The sequence below is a fragment of the Marinobacter albus genome, assembly GCF_030238305.1.
Lineage (GTDB): Bacteria > Pseudomonadota > Gammaproteobacteria > Pseudomonadales > Oleiphilaceae > Marinobacter > Marinobacter albus.
Map to the genome: position 1 here is coordinate 494695 of NZ_JASSQD010000001.1, position 19074 is coordinate 513768.

Annotated in this window: 17 protein-coding genes; 10 read left to right on the forward strand and 7 right to left on the reverse strand. The window is 58.8% G+C overall.

What is annotated here, in order from left to right:
- Positions 1–85 precede the first annotated feature (85 nt).
- Positions 86–1021 (reverse strand): alpha/beta fold hydrolase, encoded by a 936-nt coding sequence (locus tag QQF73_RS02305; protein WP_219867042.1) that lies wholly within the window; start codon positions 1019–1021, stop codon positions 86–88.
- A gap of 194 nt (positions 1022–1215) precedes the next feature.
- Between QQF73_RS02305 and QQF73_RS02310 the strand changes: the two genes are divergently transcribed.
- The 10 genes from QQF73_RS02310 to QQF73_RS02355 all read left to right on the forward strand — a co-directional run bounded on the left by QQF73_RS02310 (position 1216) and on the right by QQF73_RS02355 (position 12263).
- Complete coding sequence (locus QQF73_RS02310; RefSeq protein ID WP_219867041.1) at positions 1216–2919, forward strand: sensor histidine kinase; 1704 nt, start codon at positions 1216–1218, stop codon at positions 2917–2919.
- A gap of 24 nt (positions 2920–2943) precedes the next feature.
- Positions 2944–4299 carry a sigma-54-dependent transcriptional regulator gene (locus tag QQF73_RS02315; RefSeq protein WP_285367090.1) on the forward strand — a complete coding sequence of 452 codons (1356 nt, stop codon included), beginning with the start codon at positions 2944–2946 and terminating at the stop codon, positions 4297–4299.
- Between the two features lie 214 nt (positions 4300–4513).
- Positions 4514–5884 carry an ABC transporter substrate-binding protein gene (locus tag QQF73_RS02320; RefSeq protein WP_285367091.1) on the forward strand — a complete coding sequence of 457 codons (1371 nt, stop codon included), beginning with the start codon at positions 4514–4516 and terminating at the stop codon, positions 5882–5884.
- An 86-nt stretch (positions 5885–5970) separates the two neighbouring features.
- On the forward strand, positions 5971–7290 hold the full coding sequence (locus QQF73_RS02325; protein WP_219867038.1) for an ABC transporter substrate-binding protein: 1320 nt from the start codon (positions 5971–5973) through the stop codon (positions 7288–7290).
- Between the two features lie 63 nt (positions 7291–7353).
- Positions 7354–8253 carry a branched-chain amino acid ABC transporter permease gene (locus QQF73_RS02330; RefSeq protein WP_219867037.1) on the forward strand — a complete coding sequence of 300 codons (900 nt, stop codon included), beginning with the start codon at positions 7354–7356 and terminating at the stop codon, positions 8251–8253.
- On the forward strand, positions 8253–9197 hold the full coding sequence (locus QQF73_RS02335; RefSeq protein ID WP_219867036.1) for a branched-chain amino acid ABC transporter permease: 945 nt from the start codon (positions 8253–8255) through the stop codon (positions 9195–9197). The genes QQF73_RS02330 and QQF73_RS02335 overlap by 1 nt, the downstream gene beginning before the upstream one ends.
- Complete coding sequence (locus QQF73_RS02340; protein WP_219867035.1) at positions 9194–9967, forward strand: ABC transporter ATP-binding protein; 774 nt, start codon at positions 9194–9196, stop codon at positions 9965–9967. The genes QQF73_RS02335 and QQF73_RS02340 overlap by 4 nt, the downstream gene beginning before the upstream one ends.
- 1 nt (position 9968) lies before the next feature.
- Entirely contained in the window at positions 9969–10643 is a 675-nt protein-coding gene (locus QQF73_RS02345; RefSeq protein WP_219867034.1) for an ABC transporter ATP-binding protein, read from the forward strand.
- A gap of 33 nt (positions 10644–10676) precedes the next feature.
- On the forward strand, positions 10677–11807 hold the full coding sequence (locus QQF73_RS02350; protein ID WP_285367093.1) for a zinc-dependent alcohol dehydrogenase family protein: 1131 nt from the start codon (positions 10677–10679) through the stop codon (positions 11805–11807).
- A 36-nt stretch (positions 11808–11843) separates the two neighbouring features.
- Entirely contained in the window at positions 11844–12263 is a 420-nt protein-coding gene (locus QQF73_RS02355; protein ID WP_345782946.1) for an acyl-CoA thioesterase, read from the forward strand.
- 55 nt (positions 12264–12318) lie between these two features.
- On the opposite strand, the gene purD is transcribed toward QQF73_RS02355, so the two are convergent.
- The 6 genes from purD to prmA form a co-directional block, all read right to left on the reverse strand.
- On the reverse strand, positions 12319–13602 hold the full coding sequence (gene purD, locus QQF73_RS02360) for a phosphoribosylamine--glycine ligase (protein WP_285367094.1): 1284 nt from the start codon (positions 13600–13602) through the stop codon (positions 12319–12321).
- 27 nt (positions 13603–13629) lie between these two features.
- Complete coding sequence (gene purH, locus QQF73_RS02365; RefSeq protein WP_219867031.1) at positions 13630–15210, reverse strand: bifunctional phosphoribosylaminoimidazolecarboxamide formyltransferase/IMP cyclohydrolase; 1581 nt, start codon at positions 15208–15210, stop codon at positions 13630–13632.
- An 84-nt stretch (positions 15211–15294) separates the two neighbouring features.
- On the reverse strand, positions 15295–15612 hold the full coding sequence (gene fis, locus QQF73_RS02370; RefSeq protein ID WP_219867030.1) for a DNA-binding transcriptional regulator Fis: 318 nt from the start codon (positions 15610–15612) through the stop codon (positions 15295–15297).
- Positions 15609–16607: a tRNA dihydrouridine synthase DusB gene (gene dusB, locus QQF73_RS02375; RefSeq protein WP_425607947.1), complete on the reverse strand. Its 999-nt coding sequence runs from the start codon at positions 16605–16607 to the stop codon at positions 15609–15611. The genes fis and dusB overlap by 4 nt, the downstream gene beginning before the upstream one ends.
- Positions 16608–16832: 225 nt before the next feature.
- Positions 16833–18095 carry a DUF3426 domain-containing protein gene (locus QQF73_RS02380; RefSeq protein ID WP_285367097.1) on the reverse strand — a complete coding sequence of 421 codons (1263 nt, stop codon included), beginning with the start codon at positions 18093–18095 and terminating at the stop codon, positions 16833–16835.
- 61 nt (positions 18096–18156) lie between these two features.
- On the reverse strand, positions 18157–19053 hold the full coding sequence (gene prmA / locus QQF73_RS02385; protein WP_219867027.1) for a 50S ribosomal protein L11 methyltransferase: 897 nt from the start codon (positions 19051–19053) through the stop codon (positions 18157–18159).
- Positions 19054–19074 lie beyond the last annotated feature (21 nt).

Sequence of the window (19074 nt, forward strand, 5' to 3'; positions counted from 1 at the left end):
AATGCCTGCAAGGCTATCCTGTTTTACCGGCCCGGTGTAGTCGATGAACGTGGAATCTGCTGAATTTATTCGAAATCTTGGCGGTTCAATGCGCCGACTCAAGGAATGAGCGAAAGAGTTCGGCGGAGCGTTCCGGTGCCTCAATCATCGGAGCGTGGCCAATATCGTCCAGCAGCTGGAGGCGGGCATCGGGAATGGCTGCCACGAACAGCTCGCCGTTGCGGTAATTGATGACCCGGTCTTCCTTGCCCCAGACCACCAGCACCGGATCCCGGATCAGTGCGAGGCGGGCACGAAACGCCGATTCATAGCCGCTATCTCGGATGGCGTCGAAAATCACCTCGTTGACTGGCCGGTTGGCAATCGCCTTTTCTTCCATGACATCCAGGATCGGCCAGGGAACGAAGGGTTTCTGCTCCAGCGCAAAGTCCATCAGTCGCTCCAGATCGCCGGGCTTCGAGGGAATCAGCGGGTTATCGCCCTCCATGACCAAGTCCACCAGCTCGCTTTCATACTCAAAAATGCCGGCCGGATCGAACAGGACTGCGGTCTTGATGCGGCCTGGGTAACTAGCGGCGTAGAGCGCCGTAATGGCCCCGCCCATGGAATTCCCCATCATGTGCGTATTGCCGATGGACAGCGCCTGCAAAATCTCAGCCAGACGCTCGGTCTGTTCCTCCAGGGAATAGCCAAGATCAAGTGGCTTGCTGCTGTCGCCATGGCCGGGCAGGTCGATTGCGTATACGTTGAACTCGTCGGTCAGTTCCCGTGCCAGCCGGGTCCAGTTGTCCTTGTTGGCGGCAAAGCCGTGGATAAGTACGATGGTTTCTCCGTCCACCGGTTCCGCGTTGCTCAGGTAAGCGATTGTCATGTCATCCACCTGAATACTGGACGCCTCAAGCCCGGCTCCGGAGCGCTCCCAACTGATGGCGTTGTCGTACAGACTGTGGCGGGAACAGGCACTGAGCAACAGAGTGCTGATCAGCAACGCGATCATGGGAAAAATGGGTCGGGCTGTCATTGGGCAGGCTCCTTGCGGAAGGGTTTTAAACGTCCGTTTACGGAAGCGCTTACACTACCCCAAAAAAAGACCCGGTCAAGGACGGGGTCGAGGGATTACAGCGTCCTGTTGAGGACCCTTGTGGGTGTTTGTGAAATCTTTCAAAGCATCTACTCTATTTAGCGTTTGCCAATAACAATCATCATGAGGTTGTCATGAAGCCCAGATTCAGTCTGGTTGGCCGTTATTCGTTCATTTCCCTCACCCTGATGATTGGCTCTGTCGCAGTGCTCAGTGCGCTCTATACAGCAGTTTCGGACTCTGTTAATGAACGGCTCGCAGGCGAGCGTCTTGAAGCTCAGGTTGCCGGTAACGCTAACCGGCTGACCAATTTCATTGAAAATCGCGTTTATCAACTGGAAACGTTGTCTACTCACCCTTCCATGCCTTTGTATCTGGCTTACAGTGAGGCGGTTCCCGAAGGTGTGAGAGAGCTGGTGCGGGTAGAGGCCGACTCGCCGGATCTGTATGGCATCCTGTTTTTTGATAGTGGCAATAACCTGCTGGAAGTGGTTCCGGGCCAGGCTGCCTCCGGAAGCCCCTATTGGAACCGTGAAGGCTGGACCCTGGCGGGGCTGCCAGTCATTGATTTTGGTATCAGTGAAATCATAGGGCCATCGTTACCGGGCAGCGGCGGCCCGGCCTGGTTGCTCATACGCCAGCCCCTGCGAGCCGGAGCTGAGCAGGCTGTGCAGGGCGCGATTGCCCTGCATGTGAGGCTGGCATCCCTGACGGAACTGATGCGCACGGAAAACCTGGCCGGAGTGTTGCGGCCGTACTTGCGCACCCCCGACGGCGAGCTGCTGGATGCCACGGGTAACCTCCAGGCAACGGTGCCGAAAGGCCTTCGTACCGGCCCGGAAGTGTTGCCCGGGTGGCGCATTGATTATGTGGTTTCTGCAGGTGAGATTCTGAGCCCGTTGCGCAACGCCCAACTGGGACTTTACGCCCTGGCCGGTGTGCTGGCACTGGGAACCGTTATTCTGTTCTGGGCGCTTGCCAGGAGCCTGCGCCGCCGGGTCGCCCGGTTGACGGAAGGGGCGGAAGCCTTTGCCTCCGGCGACCTGCACTTTCGCTTGCAGGCCCCCAAAAATGACAACGACGAAATCGACGTCCTGGCCCACGCCTTCAACGCAATGGCAGACCGGCTGCAGGAGATGATACAGCGCACCGTTCAAGCTGAAAAAATGGCCGTGCTGGGTGAGTTTGCGACTGGTGTTGCTCATGAGGTTCGTAACCCGTTGGCCACAATAAAGTTGACGGTTCAGGCATTGGAGAGGCGCGAGCCTGACAAACAGCGCAGGGAGTTGCTGATTTCGGTTGAGGATGAAATTGACCGCCTTAATCGTGTCGTCGGGGATCTTCTGGATTACGGCCGGCCGGTACCGGGTGAGGCCCAGCAGGTGGAGATTCGCAGAGTTTTCCGCCATGCCAGGGTACTTACTTCCGGGCTGGCGGACAGTCGTCAGGTGACCGTCAGTGCCACTGGCGATTCAAGCCTTACCATTCATGCCAGTCCGGACCAGACCATTCAATGCCTCGTCAATCTTGTGGCCAATGCAATTCAGGCCTGTGAACCAGGTGGGATCGTGCACCTGAGAGCCTATCGCAATGGTAACTGTCTGACCGTGGAAATAACCGATAACGGTAGTGGCATGTCTGGGGAAACCCTCAGCCGCGTAGCAGAACCATTCTTCACAACACGCTCCGACGGTACTGGGCTTGGCCTCAGCATAAGCCGTCAGCTTATCGAGTTAAACAGAGGAGAGATGGATATTCGCAGCATGCCCGGCCAGGGAACAACGGTGTTAGTCACCTTACCTGCCGGCAAGAGTGGTAACCTGACAACAGACCAATAAAAAAGCGAGACCCTGCAAACCATTATGCGCTTGAACATTCTGATCGTTGATGATGAAAAGAGTTTTGTACGGTCTTTGACCTTTGCGCTTCAGGAAGCCGGGTATAGCGCCGTTTGTGCTCATACCGGTGAGGATGCCTTGTCAATGCTTGAGCGGGGTCTCCCCGACCTGATGCTGCTGGATTTGCGGCTGCCAGGTATGAGTGGCATGGACGTTCTGAATGAAACCGCCCGTCTTTACCCGGATTTGCCGATAGTGATGATTTCGGCTCATGGTGATACGCGGGCGGCGGTGCAGGCAGTAAAAGCCGGCGCCACAGATTACCTGACTAAGCCATTTGCCCTGGATGAACTGCTTCATCTGGTTGATTCAGTCGCTGAGCGGACCCAGATGCGCGATGAGTTGGCCTACCACCGCAGCAGGGCTGCTTCGTCCTCCGGGCTGATGGGCGACAGCAACGCCATGCAGGAACTCTGGCAGAAGGTCCAACGGATATCGGCGAGCAGCGCTGGCCGGATTCTGTTACTGGGCGAGTCTGGCACCGGGAAGGCGCTGGTGGCACGGGCCATTCACGAACATAGCCCCCGAGCCACCGAAGCCTTTGTGGAGATCAACTGCGCGGCTCTGCCTGAGCAGCTAATTGAGGCGGAACTTTTCGGTGCTGAAAAAGGCGCCTATACGGGTGCTCACCAGAAGCGACCCGGTCTGGTGGCTCTGGCGCATAATGGCACGCTGTTTCTGGATGAGATTGGAGAGTTACCGCTCTCCCTGCAGGCCAAGTTCCTGCATTTCCTGGAAAACGGCGACTATAGACCCGTGGGGGGTGGCGCCAATGCTACCGCGGATGTCCGGGTGATAGCTGCGACCAATCGGTCGCTGGAAGCGGAGGTCCGCAACGGGCACTTCAGGGAGGACCTGTATTTCCGGCTGAACGTCATTGAGCTTACCATTCCACCCTTGCGGGATCGGGAGGATGATGTCAGTAAATTGCTGGAAATGTTCATTGAATCCCAGGCCCGGGAAGAGGGTTGCCGGCCCATCACCATGCTGCAGGAAACACTGGCCTGCCTGAGTGCCTACAGCTGGCCGGGCAACGTACGGGAGCTGCGTAACCTGGTGGAGCGGCTAACCATTCTCTATCCGGGGCATTTGATCCGCCCCCATCAACTGCCAGGCGAATTCCTGGCCACAAACCCTGCGCCATCGGAAGATCAGGATCAGGCCGGTGCGTCCTTCGACCAGCATTTGCAGCAGACCGAGCGCAAGCTGTTGCTGGATGCCCTCGAGAAAACCGGCGGTCGCAAAGGAAAAGCCGCCGAGAATTTGGGGTTGTCCCGGCACGCGTTCAAACGCCGTTTGCAGAGATTGAGGTTGGGCTAGCGAGCGGGTTCCGCTCATTACCTTAGCCGCCAATGAGCGGATACCGCTCATGATTCCGTATATGTATCGCGCAGCGGCTAACTGGGGGACCTCTCAGGCCCGCTCTCAGCCTTTCTTTGGTGCATTGGCCCCGGTTTTGCTCACCATCCTGATAACTGGTTTACAAAAATAATTCAGAACCACACGCCGGACACGACCGGCTCGGGAGGCTGACTTGCCGGGACCGAACACCCGCCTGTATCAGGCAGTGCCGACCCTGTTGCCTTGCTTCTGGCTGTACCCGCGGCCGTGGCGCACCTGGTTTGCAGCGATGGCGCTGCTGGTCAGTGGAGCGCCTCTCGCCGATACAGTGGCCCAGCCATCGGTTCCGCCAGTGGGCAGGGTCGAGCTGGGAGCAGAAGAACGTCACGCCGACGCCACGGTTGCCTGCATGTATCCGATGACGGGCCGTTCAGCCAGTTTTGGCCGTGACAGCATCGTTGCCATCCAGCTCGCTCTTGAAGAGCTATCCTCCGACCCCGACGCTCCCCGTTTGCGGGTGATTGTGGACGATTCCCGCTCCAAAGCATCCTTCGCAGTGCGGATGGCCGAAGATTTCATTCAGCACGACAACGCAAACATTCTTTGCGGCATGGTCAGTTCCGGAGTGGGTATGGCCGTCAGCCGAATGGCGAAACAGCGCAAGGTCATTATGGTGGGCACCGATCACGCGTCTTCACGAGCTTCCCTTGAGGAAGGTCATCGCTACTATTTCCGGGTGTCGAGTGACACCTGGTATTCACACGCAGCCGGTGCCCGCTACCTGGCAGAATTGCAAGAGAGGAACGGCTGGCAGAAACTCGCCTTCCTGGGACCTGATTACGAATATGGTCGCGTTGCCTGGCGCGATCTCAGGCAAGCCATGAATCAGGTCGGTACCACATACGAGGAAACCGGCACCTACTGGCCAAAACTGTATGAGCCCGACTACTCGCTTTACATCCAGTCACTGTTGGAGTCCCCGCCGGATGTACTGGTGGTCTCTCTCTGGGGTGGTGATTTTATTGCTTTCCTGGAGCAGGCCCGTACCACGCAATTGTTCAGCCGCATGCGTGTGGCCAATTTTGATGCCGGCGGAGATTACGAAACGCTGGTAAGCCTGAAGGATGATCCTCCTCAAGGACTCATTCTGTCTGCACGTCATCACGTGAACTGGCCGGATACGGAGCGAAACCGCCGGTTCGTTACCCGCTTTCACGAGTTATCCGGCCGTTACCCGAGTTATTCCGCCCAGGGCGCCTACGCTGGCATGTTGGCCATAGCCCGGGCGATCCGTATTGCCGGCGATGTGACCGATACCGACGCCATGATCGAGGCGCTGGAAGGGCTGGAAATACCCCTGCCTAAAGATCCCGAGGGCTACGTTTCCTACATCGATCCGGATACCCACCAGATAGTTCAGGCCCAGGCCATCGGAACGCCCGTGGCCAACGATCAATACCCTCCTGCCCGCGTCATGTTGGGCAACTGGGTTGTCTACGATGCTGAATCCCTGAAACCGTCCCCCGCTTTGGTGAAAAAGCGACGCGGTGAACCCGGTGGCTGACCGCGATTGGTCACTACTCAAACCAATGAAGGCAAAACAAAGCACAACCTGAAGTACGACAGAAAACAACAATCAAGGAGAACAAAATGAAAAATTCCAATCAACGGCCCATCTGGCAAAAAACGCTTCTGGGTACCGCAACGTCCGTGGCCATGGCATCGGTCGGTGTCATGGGTATGGCAGCAACCGCCAGTGCCGAGGAATCCTTCAAAGTGGGGTTCGTGACCTTCCTTTCTGGTGGTGCCTCGGGGCCATTTGGGGTGCCTGCTGCCCAAGGGGCGGAGATCGTGATCAAGGCGATCAACGAAGGCAGCCTGCCAGCGCCTTATAACACCAAAGGCGTTAATGGCCTGACACTCGAATCTGTCGTCGTCGATGAAGCGGGTGGTCCTACCAAGCAGGTTGAAGAGTACCGGAATCTGGTTCAGCGCCAGGACGTCGATGCAGTGATCGGTTATATCTCCTCCGGCGACTGCCTGGCGATCGGGCCGGTGGCCGAAGAGATGAAGATGTTCACCATCGCCTTCGACTGCGGTACCTCCCGTCTGTTCCAGGAGATTGAAGATCCCCAGTACATGTTCCGTACCGGTCTCGACGCAGTCGCGGATAACGTGGGGGCGGCACGGTATCTGGCGGAAACCCGTCCGGACGCTGTCCGCATTGCCGGTATTCAGCAGAACTACGCCTGGGGACAGGATTCCTGGCAGGATTTTACCCTGGCCATGGCGCAACTGATGCCGGAGGCTGAAATCGTCAATAACCAGACGCCACAGCTTTTCCAGGGCAGCTACAGTACTGAGATTTCAGCACTCCAGACCGAGCGTCCAGACATTGTTCACTCGTCCATGTGGGGCGGAGATATGGAGTCCTTCACCGCTCAGGCAAACGTGCGTGGCCTGCTGTCGCAAGCGACAGCGATTCTTACCACCGGTGAATCCGGCTTGCACCGTTTTGACGGCCAGGCACCCAATGGCACGATTCTGGGTGGTCGCGGGCCCTTCGGCGGCTTCATGCCGGAAAATGACCTGAGCGAATGGTTTACCCAGACTTATGTTGCTGAGCATGGAACACCTCCAAGCTATCCGGCCTCCAAGGCCGCTCAAGCCGTCCTGGCTCTGAAGTTCGCCGCCGATAGTTCTGGCGCCGAGGGTGTGCCCAGTTCTGAGCAACTGGCCGCAGCACTCAAAGGTGCCGAGTTCGAATCCGTAAGCGGTACTGTGCGCATGGCCCTGGCGGGTGGTCATCAGGCCCTGCAGCCAATGTCCTACGGTGAATACCATTTTGAGAATGGTGAGGCTGAACTGCGCAATGTCCGGTCCTACTCCGGCGAGTGTGTGTCTGCTCCGGATGGCTACAACGCCCAGCAATGGATCAAGGAAGGCTTTCCGGGAGTCGACTGTAACTGATCCACTGATCAACCACCGGCCGCTGAAAGGCGGCCGGTGGTCCGATATTAGGAGTACACACCGATGCTAACGGTCTGGGCAATATTGATCGACGGTTTCATCTACGCGTCCTGGTTGTTTCTGGTGGCGGCCGGTTTGACCGTCATCTACGGCGTTATGAGAATTCTGAACATGGCCCACGGAAGCCTCTACGCCCTGGGGGCCTATGCCGCCGCGTCGGCGCTGGGGTGGTATTACTCCGGGGGCGGAGAGAATCTGGTTATGGCATTTGCCATTATCGCAGCCTCCGCGATATTGATCGGCGCGCTAACCGGGCTGGCCATTGAGCGAGGCATACTGAGGCTCATGTATGGTCGCGATGAGATCCTGATGCTGCTGATTACGTTTGCCGTATTGTTGATTCTCGAAGACGTAATGAAGCTGATCTGGGGCACGACCCCTTACTTTGCGTACCAACCATACGCCGCTCTCGGCCGGATCAACATTGATGTACTGACCGTATCCCGTTACGACCTGCTGGTGCTGGTGGTCTCGGTGGTTATTGGCGTGGGCTTGTGGTTCTGGCTTGAGCGCACAAAGATCGGCAAGATCCTGCGTTCCATCATTCACGACCGGGAAGTATCCGAAGCCATGGGCGTTAACGTGCGCCGCATGTTCACTATCACCTTCATGATCGGGGCAACTCTGGGCGCCCTCGCCGGCGGTATTACAGCTCCCATTATCTCCGTGGTACCGGGACTCGGGATTGAGGTCATTGTACTGGCCTTTGCAGTCGTGGTAACCGGCGGCCTGGGAAGCATCACCGGCGCGGCCGTGGGCGCTGTCATCGTCGGTCTTGCGCGAGCGACGTCTATCCACACCATGCCCGAACTGGAACTGTTCATCATTTATGCCGTGATGGCTGGAGTGTTGATCTTCCGACCCCATGGCCTGTTTGGCCAGGTGATTGCGAGGAAAATCTGATGATCCTGGAAAAAAGCGAAATATCCCTGATAGGTGCCGCCGTCGCCATTGCCCTGGCGTCACTGGTGGTTCCGAACTGGCTTGTTTTTACCGCCACCCTGGCTATTTCCACTGCTCTGGTGGTGATGGGGGTGGTAATGCTTATGCGGGCGGGCCTGGTGTCGTTTGGTCAGGGGCTGTTCTATTGCCTTGGCGGCTACGCTGTGGGTCTGGGTGGCCGTTATCTGGGCATAACGGATGCTCTGCTGTTGATTGTTCTTGGTGTCGCGGTGACGGTTGGCGTTGCCATGATTCTGGGGCTGCTTGTCACGCGCTACCGGGAAATATTCTTCGCTATGTTGTCCCTGGCGTTCTCGATGATTCTGTACGGGCTTCTGGTCAAAAGCCATGGGCTGGGAAGCACAGACGGCTTCGGTGTTGTGGACTGGACTATCCTGGGCTTCTCCCCGGGTTCAGGTGAGAGCAGTTCAAGGACCGCCCTGCTGCTGGCGCTCGGGTTAGCGCTGGGCATTGCCCTGTTTCTCAATCGTTATTTCCGCTCCAGTCTCGGCCTGGCCTGCGAGGCAATCCGGGAAAATGAAGTGCGGGTTGAGTACATGGGGGTATCGCGCAAGCAGGTGCTCTATATCAACTATGTGATAGCGGCTGCGGTCGGCTCCATTGGCGGTTCCATGACTGCGCTGGCCGCTGGCCATGTCGACCCCACCATGGCCTACTGGACCATTTCCGGTGAGTTCGTGTTCATCGCTATCCTCGGCGGTACAGGACATGTGGCGGCCCCCTTTATCGCCGCGTTGATCTTCACCCTGGTAAGAACCTATGCCATTGAACTGGCGCCCAATGCCTGGCAAATGATCCTGGGTATCGTGCTACTGCTGATCATTCTCTTCCTGCCCAAAGGCATCTGGAGCCTGTTTACCCGCAAGAAAGGGGTGGCCTCATGACCGAGATTCTCAAAACCGTCGGTTTGTCCCGGTATTTTGGTGCGGTGACAGCCGCTGAAGACATCAATGTAACCATCACCGAAGGGGAGATTGTCGGGGTCATTGGGGCGAACGGCGCCGGGAAGACCACCTTCATCAACATGGTGACCGGTTACCTGCCTCCGTCCAGCGGCACCATTGAGTTCGGGGGCAAACCCATCAAGGGCCTCGGGCCACGCAAGTTGATGAGAAAGGGATTGACCCGTTCCTTCCAGATTCCGCAATTGTTTCTGGAGCTTCCGGTGATCGACAACCTGGCGATCGCCCTGGCGGCTGCTGACCATCAACAGTTCCAGATGATTCGGCCGGTGCACACGAAAGATCGGCTGGAAGCGGCTGAAGAAATTCTGGCCCAGATGAACATCGCCCAGTACCGTAATGAAATGGTTACCGCCATGCCTCAGGGGGCACGCAAGCTGCTGGACATTGCCATTGCCATGCTGGGGAGTCCCCGGATGTTGCTGCTTGATGAGCCCACCAGCGGTGTCAGCGTGGAAGAGAAATACACCTTGATGGACACGGTGATGGAGGCGGTTCGCCAGCGGGGCCTGACGGTATTGTTCGTTGAGCATGACATGGAAATTGTTCAGCGATACGTTACGCGGGTATTGGCCTTTGCCAGTGGTATTGTGATCAAGGACGGCCCGGTGGACGAAGTGCTGGCGGATGAGAAGGTCCAGGAACTGGTGACCGGCAAGCCGAAGACGGCTAAAACCGAAGGAGGCGCCTGAAATGAGCCTTGAAATTGCTAATCTCGACGTTTCCATTGAGGGTATCAGTATTCTGCGGGACATTAACCTGAGCATTCCGCAGGGCCAGATGGCAGGTCTGATCGGCCATAACGGCGCCGGCAAGACCACGCTGATTCGCACCATTATGGGTCTTTTGCCTGCGACCCGGGGATCCATTACCTTCAAGGGCCAGGACATCAGCAAACTGCCGTCCCACCGACGGGCCAATCTGCGCATCAGTTACATGCCGGAGGACCGCAGGTTGATACCGGACCTGACTGTGTCGGAGAACATGCTCATGCCGGCGTGGGCCAATAACATCAAGGATGGTGAAGAACGCCTGAAATGGGTCTATTCGCTGATGCCTGAAATTGCCGACTTCGGTGAGCGAAAGGCCCTGCAGTTGTCCGGCGGCCAGCAGAAACTGGTGGCCTTGGGCCGGGCGCTGATTCCGGGCCGGGAACTGATTCTGCTGGATGAGCCGTTTGAAGGCGTCGCACCGGTCCTGGCCAGGCGTTTGTCCGAGGTCATTGCCGACCTGCGCGCAGAGGGCCTGACGGTACTGATCGCGGAATCCGACGATAGCCACTCCGCTGATCTGGTGGACGCCACCTGGCGCATTGAGCGCGGATCCGTATCCGCTGGCCGAAAGGATCCGTCTGCGTCGTTGGCCTGACCATAGAACAGAAACCGACTGAGGAAATACGCCATGAAAATTCGAGCCGCAGTTTTGCAAGCCATCGGGGCGGAGCGCCCGTATCAGGATACAAAGCCCCTGATGATCGAAGAGCTGGAACTGTCTCCGCCCGGTGACAATGAAGTGTTGGTCCAGATCAAGGCAGCCGGCCTGTGCCATTCGGATCTTTCTGTTATTGATGGAAACCGTCCGCGGCCTGTGCCCATGGCACTGGGCCACGAAGCGGCCGGTATCGTCAAGGCAGTGGGCAACGGTGTCCGCGATCTGAAGGAAGGCGACCATGTGGTTGCGGTATTTGTACCCAGTTGCGGTCACTGTGCACCCTGTGCAGAAGGCCGCCCGGCGCTGTGTGAGCCGGCGGCAAAAACCAACAACGCCGGAACCCTGGTCAGCGGTGAGCACCGGTTGCATCGGGCGGACGGCACCCCGGTGAACCACCACCTGGGGGTATCCGCCTTTGCCGACCACGCGGTGGTGTCGCGGGATTCGCTGGTCAAGGTAGATGCCGACCTGCCCCTGCACCACGCAGCATTGTTTGGTTGCGCGGTGCTGACGGGTGTGGGCGCTGCGATTAACTCGGCAGATATCAGTGCGGGCCAGACTGTCGCTGTGATCGGCCTTGGCGGTGTCGGGCTGAACAGTGTGCTGGGGGCTCTGGTTGCGGGCGCGGGTGAGGTGATTGCCATAGATCTCGACGACAGCAAACTGGCACTGGCCAAAGAACTCGGTGCCACCCACGCCTTTAACTCCGGTGAAGAGGGTTGTGTCGACAGGATCAAGGCACTGACCAACGGCGGTGTTGACTGTGCTATTGAAATGGCCGGGTCTGAAAAAGCCCTGGAATTCGCCTACCAGATCACTCGCCGTGGTGGAACCACCGTCACCGGTGGCCTGGCCCACCCCGAAAAGAAAGTGTCCATCCAGCAGGTCAGTCTGGTGGCAGAGGAGCGTACCCTCAAGGGGAGTTATGTGGGCAGCTGTGTACCGGTTCGGGACCTTGCCCGTTATGTCACCCTGTTTCGCCAGGGTAAGCTGCCGGTGGACAAATTGCTCAGTGATACCCTGACGCTGGATGAGATTAATGACGGATTCGAGAAACTGGCTTCCGGTAAGGCCGTTCGTCAGGTTGTGCTGTTTGATTAGGCCATAACGCAATAAAACTGGTAAACGGAGAAATCCTTGGAACGAGACGAGTTTGGTGTTTTTTACCCTATCACCACCCGGTGGATGGATAACGATATTTACGGGCATGTGAACAACGTGACCTACTACTCCTACTTTGACACCACCATCAACCGGTACCTGATCGAGGTTGGCGGGCTGGATATCAATAATGCACCGGTGGTTGGCTACGTGGTCAACTCCAACTGTCAGTTCAAAAAACCGGTGGCGTATCCGGACTCACTGGAGGCCGGGCTCAGGGTGATCAGGATCGGCAACAGCTCGGTGACCTACGAGCTGGGTCTGTTCAGGAACGGCGATATGGACCCGGCTGCGCTTGGCCAGGTCGTCCACGTGTTTGTTGACCGGGAAAAGAATCACGCTGTTGCGATTCCGGGCAGTATTCGTGGGGCGCTTGAGCGCATCCTGGTTTGCTAATGTGTTCCCAGGATATCAACCACCAAAAAGCCCGGCGAGACCGGGCTTTTTGGTGTTATTTTTCCCGGGCAATGGCCCGATAACCAATATCCTTGCGGAAGTAGACGCCCTTCCACTGGATCTTTGCAGCAACCTTGTAGGCGCGCTGCTGCGCTTCGGTGACGGACTGTCCAAGGGCTGTGGCGCAGAGCACGCGGCCGCCGTTGGTAAGAACCTGATCCCCGTTGAGTCGTGTTCCCGCGTGGAATACTTTCTCACCGTCGGTTTCTGTTTCAGGCAACCCCGATATGACATCCCCTTTGTTGTAGCTTCCGGGATAGCCACCCGCTGCCAGCACAATGCCTACGGCGGGGCGCTCGTCCCAGTCCGAGCTGCACTGGTCGAGTTTGCCGTCGATAGCAGCCTGGCACAGTTCAACCAGGTCAGATTGCATGCGCAGCATTATCGGCTGGGTTTCCGGGTCGCCAAAGCGGCAATTGAACTCGATGACCTTGGGCGCTCCCTCACCGTCGATCATCAGGCCGGCATAGAGAAAGCCCTTGTAGGGATGCCCTTCGGCGGCCATGCCACGCACGGTCGGATAGATCACTTCGTCCATGATGCGCTGGTGCACGTCCGGGGTAACCACCGGGGCCGGGGAGTAAGCCCCCATGCCGCCGGTGTTCGGGCCGGTATCGCCATCGCCGACCCGCTTGTGATCCTGGGAGGTGGCCATCGGCAGTACGTGCTCGCCGTCGACCATGACAATGAAACTGGCTTCCTCGCCGTCCAGGAACTCTTCCACCACCACGCGGCTGCCGGCATCGCCGAAGGCATTGCCGGCCAGCATGTCGCGGATCGCGTCTTCAGCCTCGAACAGGGTCATGGCGACAATCACGCCTTTGCCTGCGGCCAGGCCGTCAGCTTTGACCACGATGGGCGCACCCTGTTCGCGGACATAGGCCAGGGCTTCATCGACGTCGGTGAAGTTGGCGTAGGCGGCGGTGGGTATTTTCTGCCGCGCCAGGAAATCCTTGGTAAAGGCCTTGGAGCCTTCCAGTTGGGCGGCACCGGCACTGGGACCGAAGACCCGCAGACCACGTTCTTCGAAACGGTCAACGATACCGGCAACCAGCGGTGCCTCCGGTCCGACAATGGTCAGACCGACGTTGTTGGCGGCGGCAAAGTTGGCGAGCCCGTCGAGGTCCATAACGTCGATGTTGACGTTTTCCAGGCCCGGCTCACGGGCGGTCCCTGCGTTGCCCGGCGCGACAAACACGCGGTCTGTCGCCGGGGATTGGGCCGCTTTCCAGGCCAGGGCATGCTCGCGGCCACCGTTGCCGATCACAAGAATGTTCATAGTGAGAATCCTTTAGCTGGTCCGGAATCAGTGGCGGAAGTGGCGCATGCCGGTGAACACCATGGCGATGCCATGCTCGTTGGCCGCATCGATCACTTCCTGGTCGCGCATGGAGCCGCCGGGCTGGATCACAGCGGTGATGCCCGCCTTGGCGGCGGCATCGATGCCGTCCCGGAACGGGAAGAAGGCGTCTGAGGCCATCACCGAGCCTTTCACTTCCAGGTTTTCGTCGGCCGCCTTGATGCCGGCAATCTTGGCACTGTAAACCCGGCTCATCTGGCCAGCGCCAACGCCAATAGTGCGACCGGCCCTGGCGTACACAATGGCATTGGATTTGACGTACTTGGCCACCTCCCAGGCGAACAGCAGGTCGTTGAGTTCCTCTTCCGAGGGCTGGCGATCGGTGACCACCTTGACGTCGGACATGGCCACCATGCCCAGATCCCGGTCCTGCACCAGGAGACCGCCGGTAACCCGTTTGTAGTCCATGGTCTGGGCGCGCTCACTGTCAAACTCGCCGCAGGCCAGCAGGCGCACGTTTTTCTTGGCAGAGACCAGCTCGACCGCCTCCGGGGCGATGGTCGGGGCAATGATGACTTCCACGAACTGGCGATCGATGATCGCCTTGGCGGTCTCCGCGTCGAGCTCCCGGTTAAAGGCGATGATGCCGCCAAAGGCCGAAGTCGGGTCCGTGGCGAAGGCCAGTTCGTAGGCCTGGTGGATGTCTGCACCAATCGCAACGCCGCAGGGGTTGGCGTGTTTCACGATGACGCAGGCGGGATCCGCAAACGGCTTCACACACTCGAGGGCGGCATCGGTATCGGCCACGTTGTTGTAGGAGAGTTCCTTGCCCTGAAGCTGCTTGGCGGTCGCTACGCAGGCTTCCCTGGGATTGCGCTCGGCGTAGAAAGCGGCCCGCTGGTGCGGGTTTTCACCATAGCGCATGTCCTGGACCTTCACGAACTGGGCATTGAAGGTTCGGGGGAAGTCGGCATTGTCGTTGTCCGGGGTACGACCACCCAGGTAGTTGGCGATGGCACCGTCGTAACCGGCGGTATGCTCGAACGCCTTTACGGCCAGATCAAAGCGGGTGCGGTAGCTGAGCTCACCGTCGTTGTCGTTGAGTTCCTTCAGGACCCGGGCGTAGTCCGCCGCATTAACCACGATGGCGACGTCGTTGTGGTTCTTCGCCGCTGCGCGCACCATGGTCGGGCCACCAATATCGATATTTTCGATCGCCGTGGGCAGGTCGCAGTCAGGGTTGGCGACGGTCTCCTCGAACGGGTAGAGGTTGACCACCACCATGTCGATCGGATTGATGCCGTGCTCGCCCATGATGGCATCGTCGGTGCCTCTCCGGCCCAAAATGCCGCCATGGATTTTCGGGTGCAGGGTCTTGACCCGACCGTCCATCATTTCCGGGAAGCCGGTGTAGTCGGATACTTCAGTGACCGGAATGTTGTTTTCCTTCAGGAGACGGAAGGTGCCTCCGGTGGAAAGCAGTTCGATACCTCGGTCGGTGAGGGCCCGGCCAAAGTCGACGATGCCGGTCTTGTCACTCACGCTGATCAGCGCGCGACGGATGGGGGAGTTAGCCTGGTTTGCCATGAGTCACTTTCTTCGCTGGAGATGAACGAATAAGGGCCTCGCGAATGGTTTCCGGGAGGCCCTCATCAAGTCAGGGTGTCTGGATTATAGCAGACCGTATTGCTTCAGCTTCTTACGCAGGGTGCCGCGATTCAGTCCAAGCATGGTCGAGGCCTTGGTCTGGTTGTTGCGGGTATATTTCATCACCTGCTCCAGCAGCGGTGCCTCCACCTCGGACAGTACCAGCTGGTACACCTCGGTGACCGGCGCGCCATCAAGCTGCGCAAAGTAGTTTTTCAGGGCAACCTCGACGCTGTCACGCAGGGTGACGCTGTTGCCATTGCCATTCACCGTCTGAAGCTGGTGAATATCCTCGCTGGCCGGGGTGCTTAGATTCTCGTTTGCCAAAGTCTCAGCGGTCATGCTGCGAATACCTCTCCATTTCGTAAGCCTGCAAAGTACTGTTGAATACTGTCTGTCTGCTCCAGCGCATCGTCGATCGCGTTGAAGCGTTTACGGAACTGTTTGCTCTGGTCGTGGGACTGCAGGTACCAGCCCACGTGTTTTCTGGCAATACGCACGCCCATCTTTTCGCCGTAGAAGCTGTGTAGGGCGGCCAGGTGCTCGATCAGGATCTGTTCCACGTCATCCAGCGGCGGTTCCGGCAGATGCCTTCCGGTCTCCAGGTAGTGGAGGATTTCCCGGAATATCCACGGCCGTCCCTGGGCACCCCGACCGATCAGCAGGCCATCGGCGCCCGTGTGTTTGAGTACCTGCTGAGCCTTCTCTGGCGAGCTGATGTCGCCATTGGCGAACACCGGGATCTGAACCCGGGATTTGACGTCGGCGATGGTGTCGTACTCGGCATCGCCATTGTACTTGTCCGCCCGGGTACGACCGTGGATGGCCAGCGCCTGGATACCGGCGTCTTCGGCCATCCGGGCAATGACTGCTGCGTTACGGTTGTCCGAATCCCAGCCGGTACGCATTTTCAGCGTTACCGGGATATCGACGGCGCTCACCACCGCGTTCAGAATCTCGCGGACCAGACCCTCATCCTTCATCAGGGCCGATCCCGCCGCCTTGTTGCACACCTTCTTGGCCGGACACCCCATATTGATGTCGATGATCTGGGCGCCGAATTCGGCATTCTGTCGGGCGGCGTCGGCCAGCATCTCGGGATCACCGCCCGCAATCTGTACCGAACGGGGTTCCGGTTCACCTTCGTGATTCAGGCGGGTCCGGGATTTTCGCGTATGCCAGAGCTTGCTGTCCGCTATGACCATTTCCGATACCGCGAGGCCGGCTCCCATCCTGCGGCACAGTAGCCGGAAGGGGCGGTCCGTTACGCCGGCCATGGGCGCAACAATAAGCGGGTTGGGCAAGGTGTACGGCCCGATTTTTGCCGTTGGCAGCATGATCTGAGTCCGTGTCACAGCGGGTGAAGCAAGAGACGGTACCGATCGATTGTTCAATAAGTAATCGATTCAGTGTCCGAAGGGCGCTAATGATACCGTCGGGGGCGGCGTGATTGAAGGGGCTTGATCACGAAAAAACTGATTATTTTTCGTGCTTTCTGGTTGACTTTTGTTCTGTTTGGTGGCCGCCGGCGTTCACTGTCGAGTAAATGCTCGCTTACCATTTCAGGGCGAGTAGGGGCGGAAATTGAGGTTGTAGTTCACCGCATCTTTGCCGGGGTCACGGATATCGATAGCGATCCGGACCGGCGTATCCTTGGGCATCATATCGAGATCCTGTCCGTCTCCGGCCAGGTATTCGTCCGGGGTGAAGATGCTCTGGGCGATCACGTCCCCGTTCAGGTTGGAAAAAGTCAGGGCGATGGCCGGGAAAGGTTGTTCGAACGCGGCCCGGTTGATGATGACGGCATCCACCACCAGCTGGCTCCGGTTTTCCGGGTCTGTCCGGACCACCAGTTTGCGGCTCTGGATAGCGTCCACATTGACCAGTGGCTCCAGTTCGCAGCCAGCCAGCTCGCAGCCTTTTTCATAGAACGGCCGCAGTTCCGGGATGGCGGCCAGTCGGTCGAACTGGTACCAGGTAACCTGGGCAACCAGTACGCCGATCAGAGTGAGCACGACCAGGGTCCAGACAAATGTGCGGAGCTTGCCGGTGCCGCCACCCCGGACGGATACTGGTTCCCGACGAAGGTCGTCGAACGGGATGGTGGCCGCCATGGGTTCGCCGAGCCGTTCGTTCCGGCTGTCTGCCTCGAAGAGAGGCTCGGTGCCAAAGTCGTCGTGGAAGTCGTCGCCTTGCGGCCCCGTCTTGGCAGGTCTGAGGGGTTCGTCGAAGTCGGGAACCATCTCCGGTTCGGGAGCCGGTCTGGAAAAAGGCTCTGGCGACCGGGTGGAGGGCCGGGGCGTCGGCTCCGGGCGGGGTTCTGGCCTTCTCGGAACTTCTTCCTTCCGGGACGCTGGTGACGGTTTGTCGGTATCCTCGAGAATGGCCTCAGCCCAGCTCTCGTCGATATCGTTGTTTGGCGAATCGTCGTCGGCGTCGTGAAAGTCCGATTTGCTCTGGCCATCTGCAGTGCGGAAACTGTCGCTGAGCTCATCATCGGAAAACGTCATCTTGCTGCCCGCATACGGGCCTTCGGCCGCATCTTCCTCGGGGTTGTCAGCAAAGACGAAATCTTCTTCGGAGGCGAAGGAACTGGCCGTGGCCGGAGTGGTAGTACCTGCACTCGCGTCCGGCGCCCTGGACGCCGGTTTTGGGGGCGTTTGGGCCCGACTGGTGCGCGGGAGCACCTGGTGATCGATAGCGTTGAACACCGCCATGCAGTTGCCGCAGCGAACCTTGCCCTTGGCAATGCCAAGCTGTTCGTCCGTTACCCGAAAACGGGTCTCGCATTTGGGGCATTGGGTCTGCAGGCTGCTCTGGGTCATGCGTCGTTCCTGAAAGCGACTAGGCTACGAGTGCGGAGTTTAGTCGTTAAGGCCTTGTTCGTCATCCACCGTGGCGTCGTCCTGTGAGGCGGATCCATTCTTCGCGCTGTTCGGGTTCGTCCATCACGAACCAGGGCTCGTAGGCGGCCATGACCTCACGGGCCTGGTGCGACAGGATGCCCGACAGCACCAGGTCTCCACCGGGTTTGGTCCGGGCGGCGAGGTGTGGTGCCAGGCCAATCAGTGGCTGTGCCAGGATGTTGGCCAGCATCACGTCGGCCTTGGTGTCCGGCTCATTGTCCGGCAGATAGAGGTCGAGGCGGCTGTCGTCGACGCCGTTGCGGCGGGCATTTTCGCGGCTGGCTTCCAGTGCCTGCGGATCCGTGTCGACACCGACCACATGATCGGCGCCAAGCAGCAGGGCGGCCAGGCCTAGGATTCCCGAACCGCAGCCATAGTCGGTCACCTGCCGGTTACGGACATCGTGTCCGTCCAGCCACTCCAGGCACAGCGCTGTGGTCGGGTGAGTGCCGGTGCCAAAGGCCAGGCCCGGATCCAGCATCAGATTGGCAGCGTCCGGGTCCGGCGCGTCGTGCCAGCTCGGTACGATCCAGAGACGTTCGCCGAATTTCAGAGGGTGGAAATCGTCCATCCAGGCCCGTTCCCAGTCCTTGTCCTCGACCAGGGTGACCTCGATGTCGGCCAGGGTCTGCTGGGTCGCCTGATGCCAGGCGTCCCGGACGTCCGAGCACAGTTGGTCGATGTCCCGGTCGGACTGGAACAGGCCGGTAACGGTGGTCTGGCTCCACAAGGGGGTTGTCCCCGGATCCGGTTCGTAAAGCGGCTGGTCGGCGGCATCTTCCATGGAAACGGCATCGGCGCCCATTTCCATGAGCAGATCCTCGAGCTGATCCGCGTTGTCCGGATCAGCCGGGATCTGAAGTTGTATCCAGGGCATAGGCGTTCCTGCAGCGGTGAT

Bases quoted from the DNA above. Each gene is read 5' to 3' on its own strand.
- QQF73_RS02305 (WP_219867042.1), bottom strand. From the start codon at position 1,021: ATGACAGCCCGACCCATTTTTCCCATGATCGCGTTGCTGATCAGCACT.
- QQF73_RS02310 (WP_219867041.1), top strand. From the start codon at position 1,216: ATGAAGCCCAGATTCAGTCTGGTTGGCCGTTATTCGTTCATTTCCCTC.
- QQF73_RS02315 (WP_285367090.1), top strand. From the start codon at position 2,944: ATGCGCTTGAACATTCTGATCGTTGATGATGAAAAGAGTTTTGTACGG.
- QQF73_RS02325 (WP_219867038.1), top strand. From the start codon at position 5,971: ATGAAAAATTCCAATCAACGGCCCATCTGGCAAAAAACGCTTCTGGGT.
- QQF73_RS02330 (WP_219867037.1), top strand. From the start codon at position 7,354: ATGCTAACGGTCTGGGCAATATTGATCGACGGTTTCATCTACGCGTCC.
- QQF73_RS02335 (WP_219867036.1), top strand. From the start codon at position 8,253: ATGATCCTGGAAAAAAGCGAAATATCCCTGATAGGTGCCGCCGTCGCC.
- QQF73_RS02340 (WP_219867035.1), top strand. From the start codon at position 9,194: ATGACCGAGATTCTCAAAACCGTCGGTTTGTCCCGGTATTTTGGTGCG.
- QQF73_RS02345 (WP_219867034.1), top strand. From the start codon at position 9,969: ATGAGCCTTGAAATTGCTAATCTCGACGTTTCCATTGAGGGTATCAGT.
- QQF73_RS02350 (WP_285367093.1), top strand. From the start codon at position 10,677: ATGAAAATTCGAGCCGCAGTTTTGCAAGCCATCGGGGCGGAGCGCCCG.
- purD (WP_285367094.1), bottom strand. From the start codon at position 13,602: ATGAACATTCTTGTGATCGGCAACGGTGGCCGCGAGCATGCCCTGGCC.
- purH (WP_219867031.1), bottom strand. From the start codon at position 15,210: ATGGCAAACCAGGCTAACTCCCCCATCCGTCGCGCGCTGATCAGCGTG.
- fis (WP_219867030.1), bottom strand. From the start codon at position 15,612: ATGACCGCTGAGACTTTGGCAAACGAGAATCTAAGCACCCCGGCCAGC.
- dusB (WP_425607947.1), bottom strand. From the start codon at position 16,607: ATGCTGCCAACGGCAAAAATCGGGCCGTACACCTTGCCCAACCCGCTT.
- QQF73_RS02380 (WP_285367097.1), bottom strand. From the start codon at position 18,095: ATGACCCAGAGCAGCCTGCAGACCCAATGCCCCAAATGCGAGACCCGT.
- prmA (WP_219867027.1), bottom strand. From the start codon at position 19,053: ATGCCCTGGATACAACTTCAGATCCCGGCTGATCCGGACAACGCGGAT.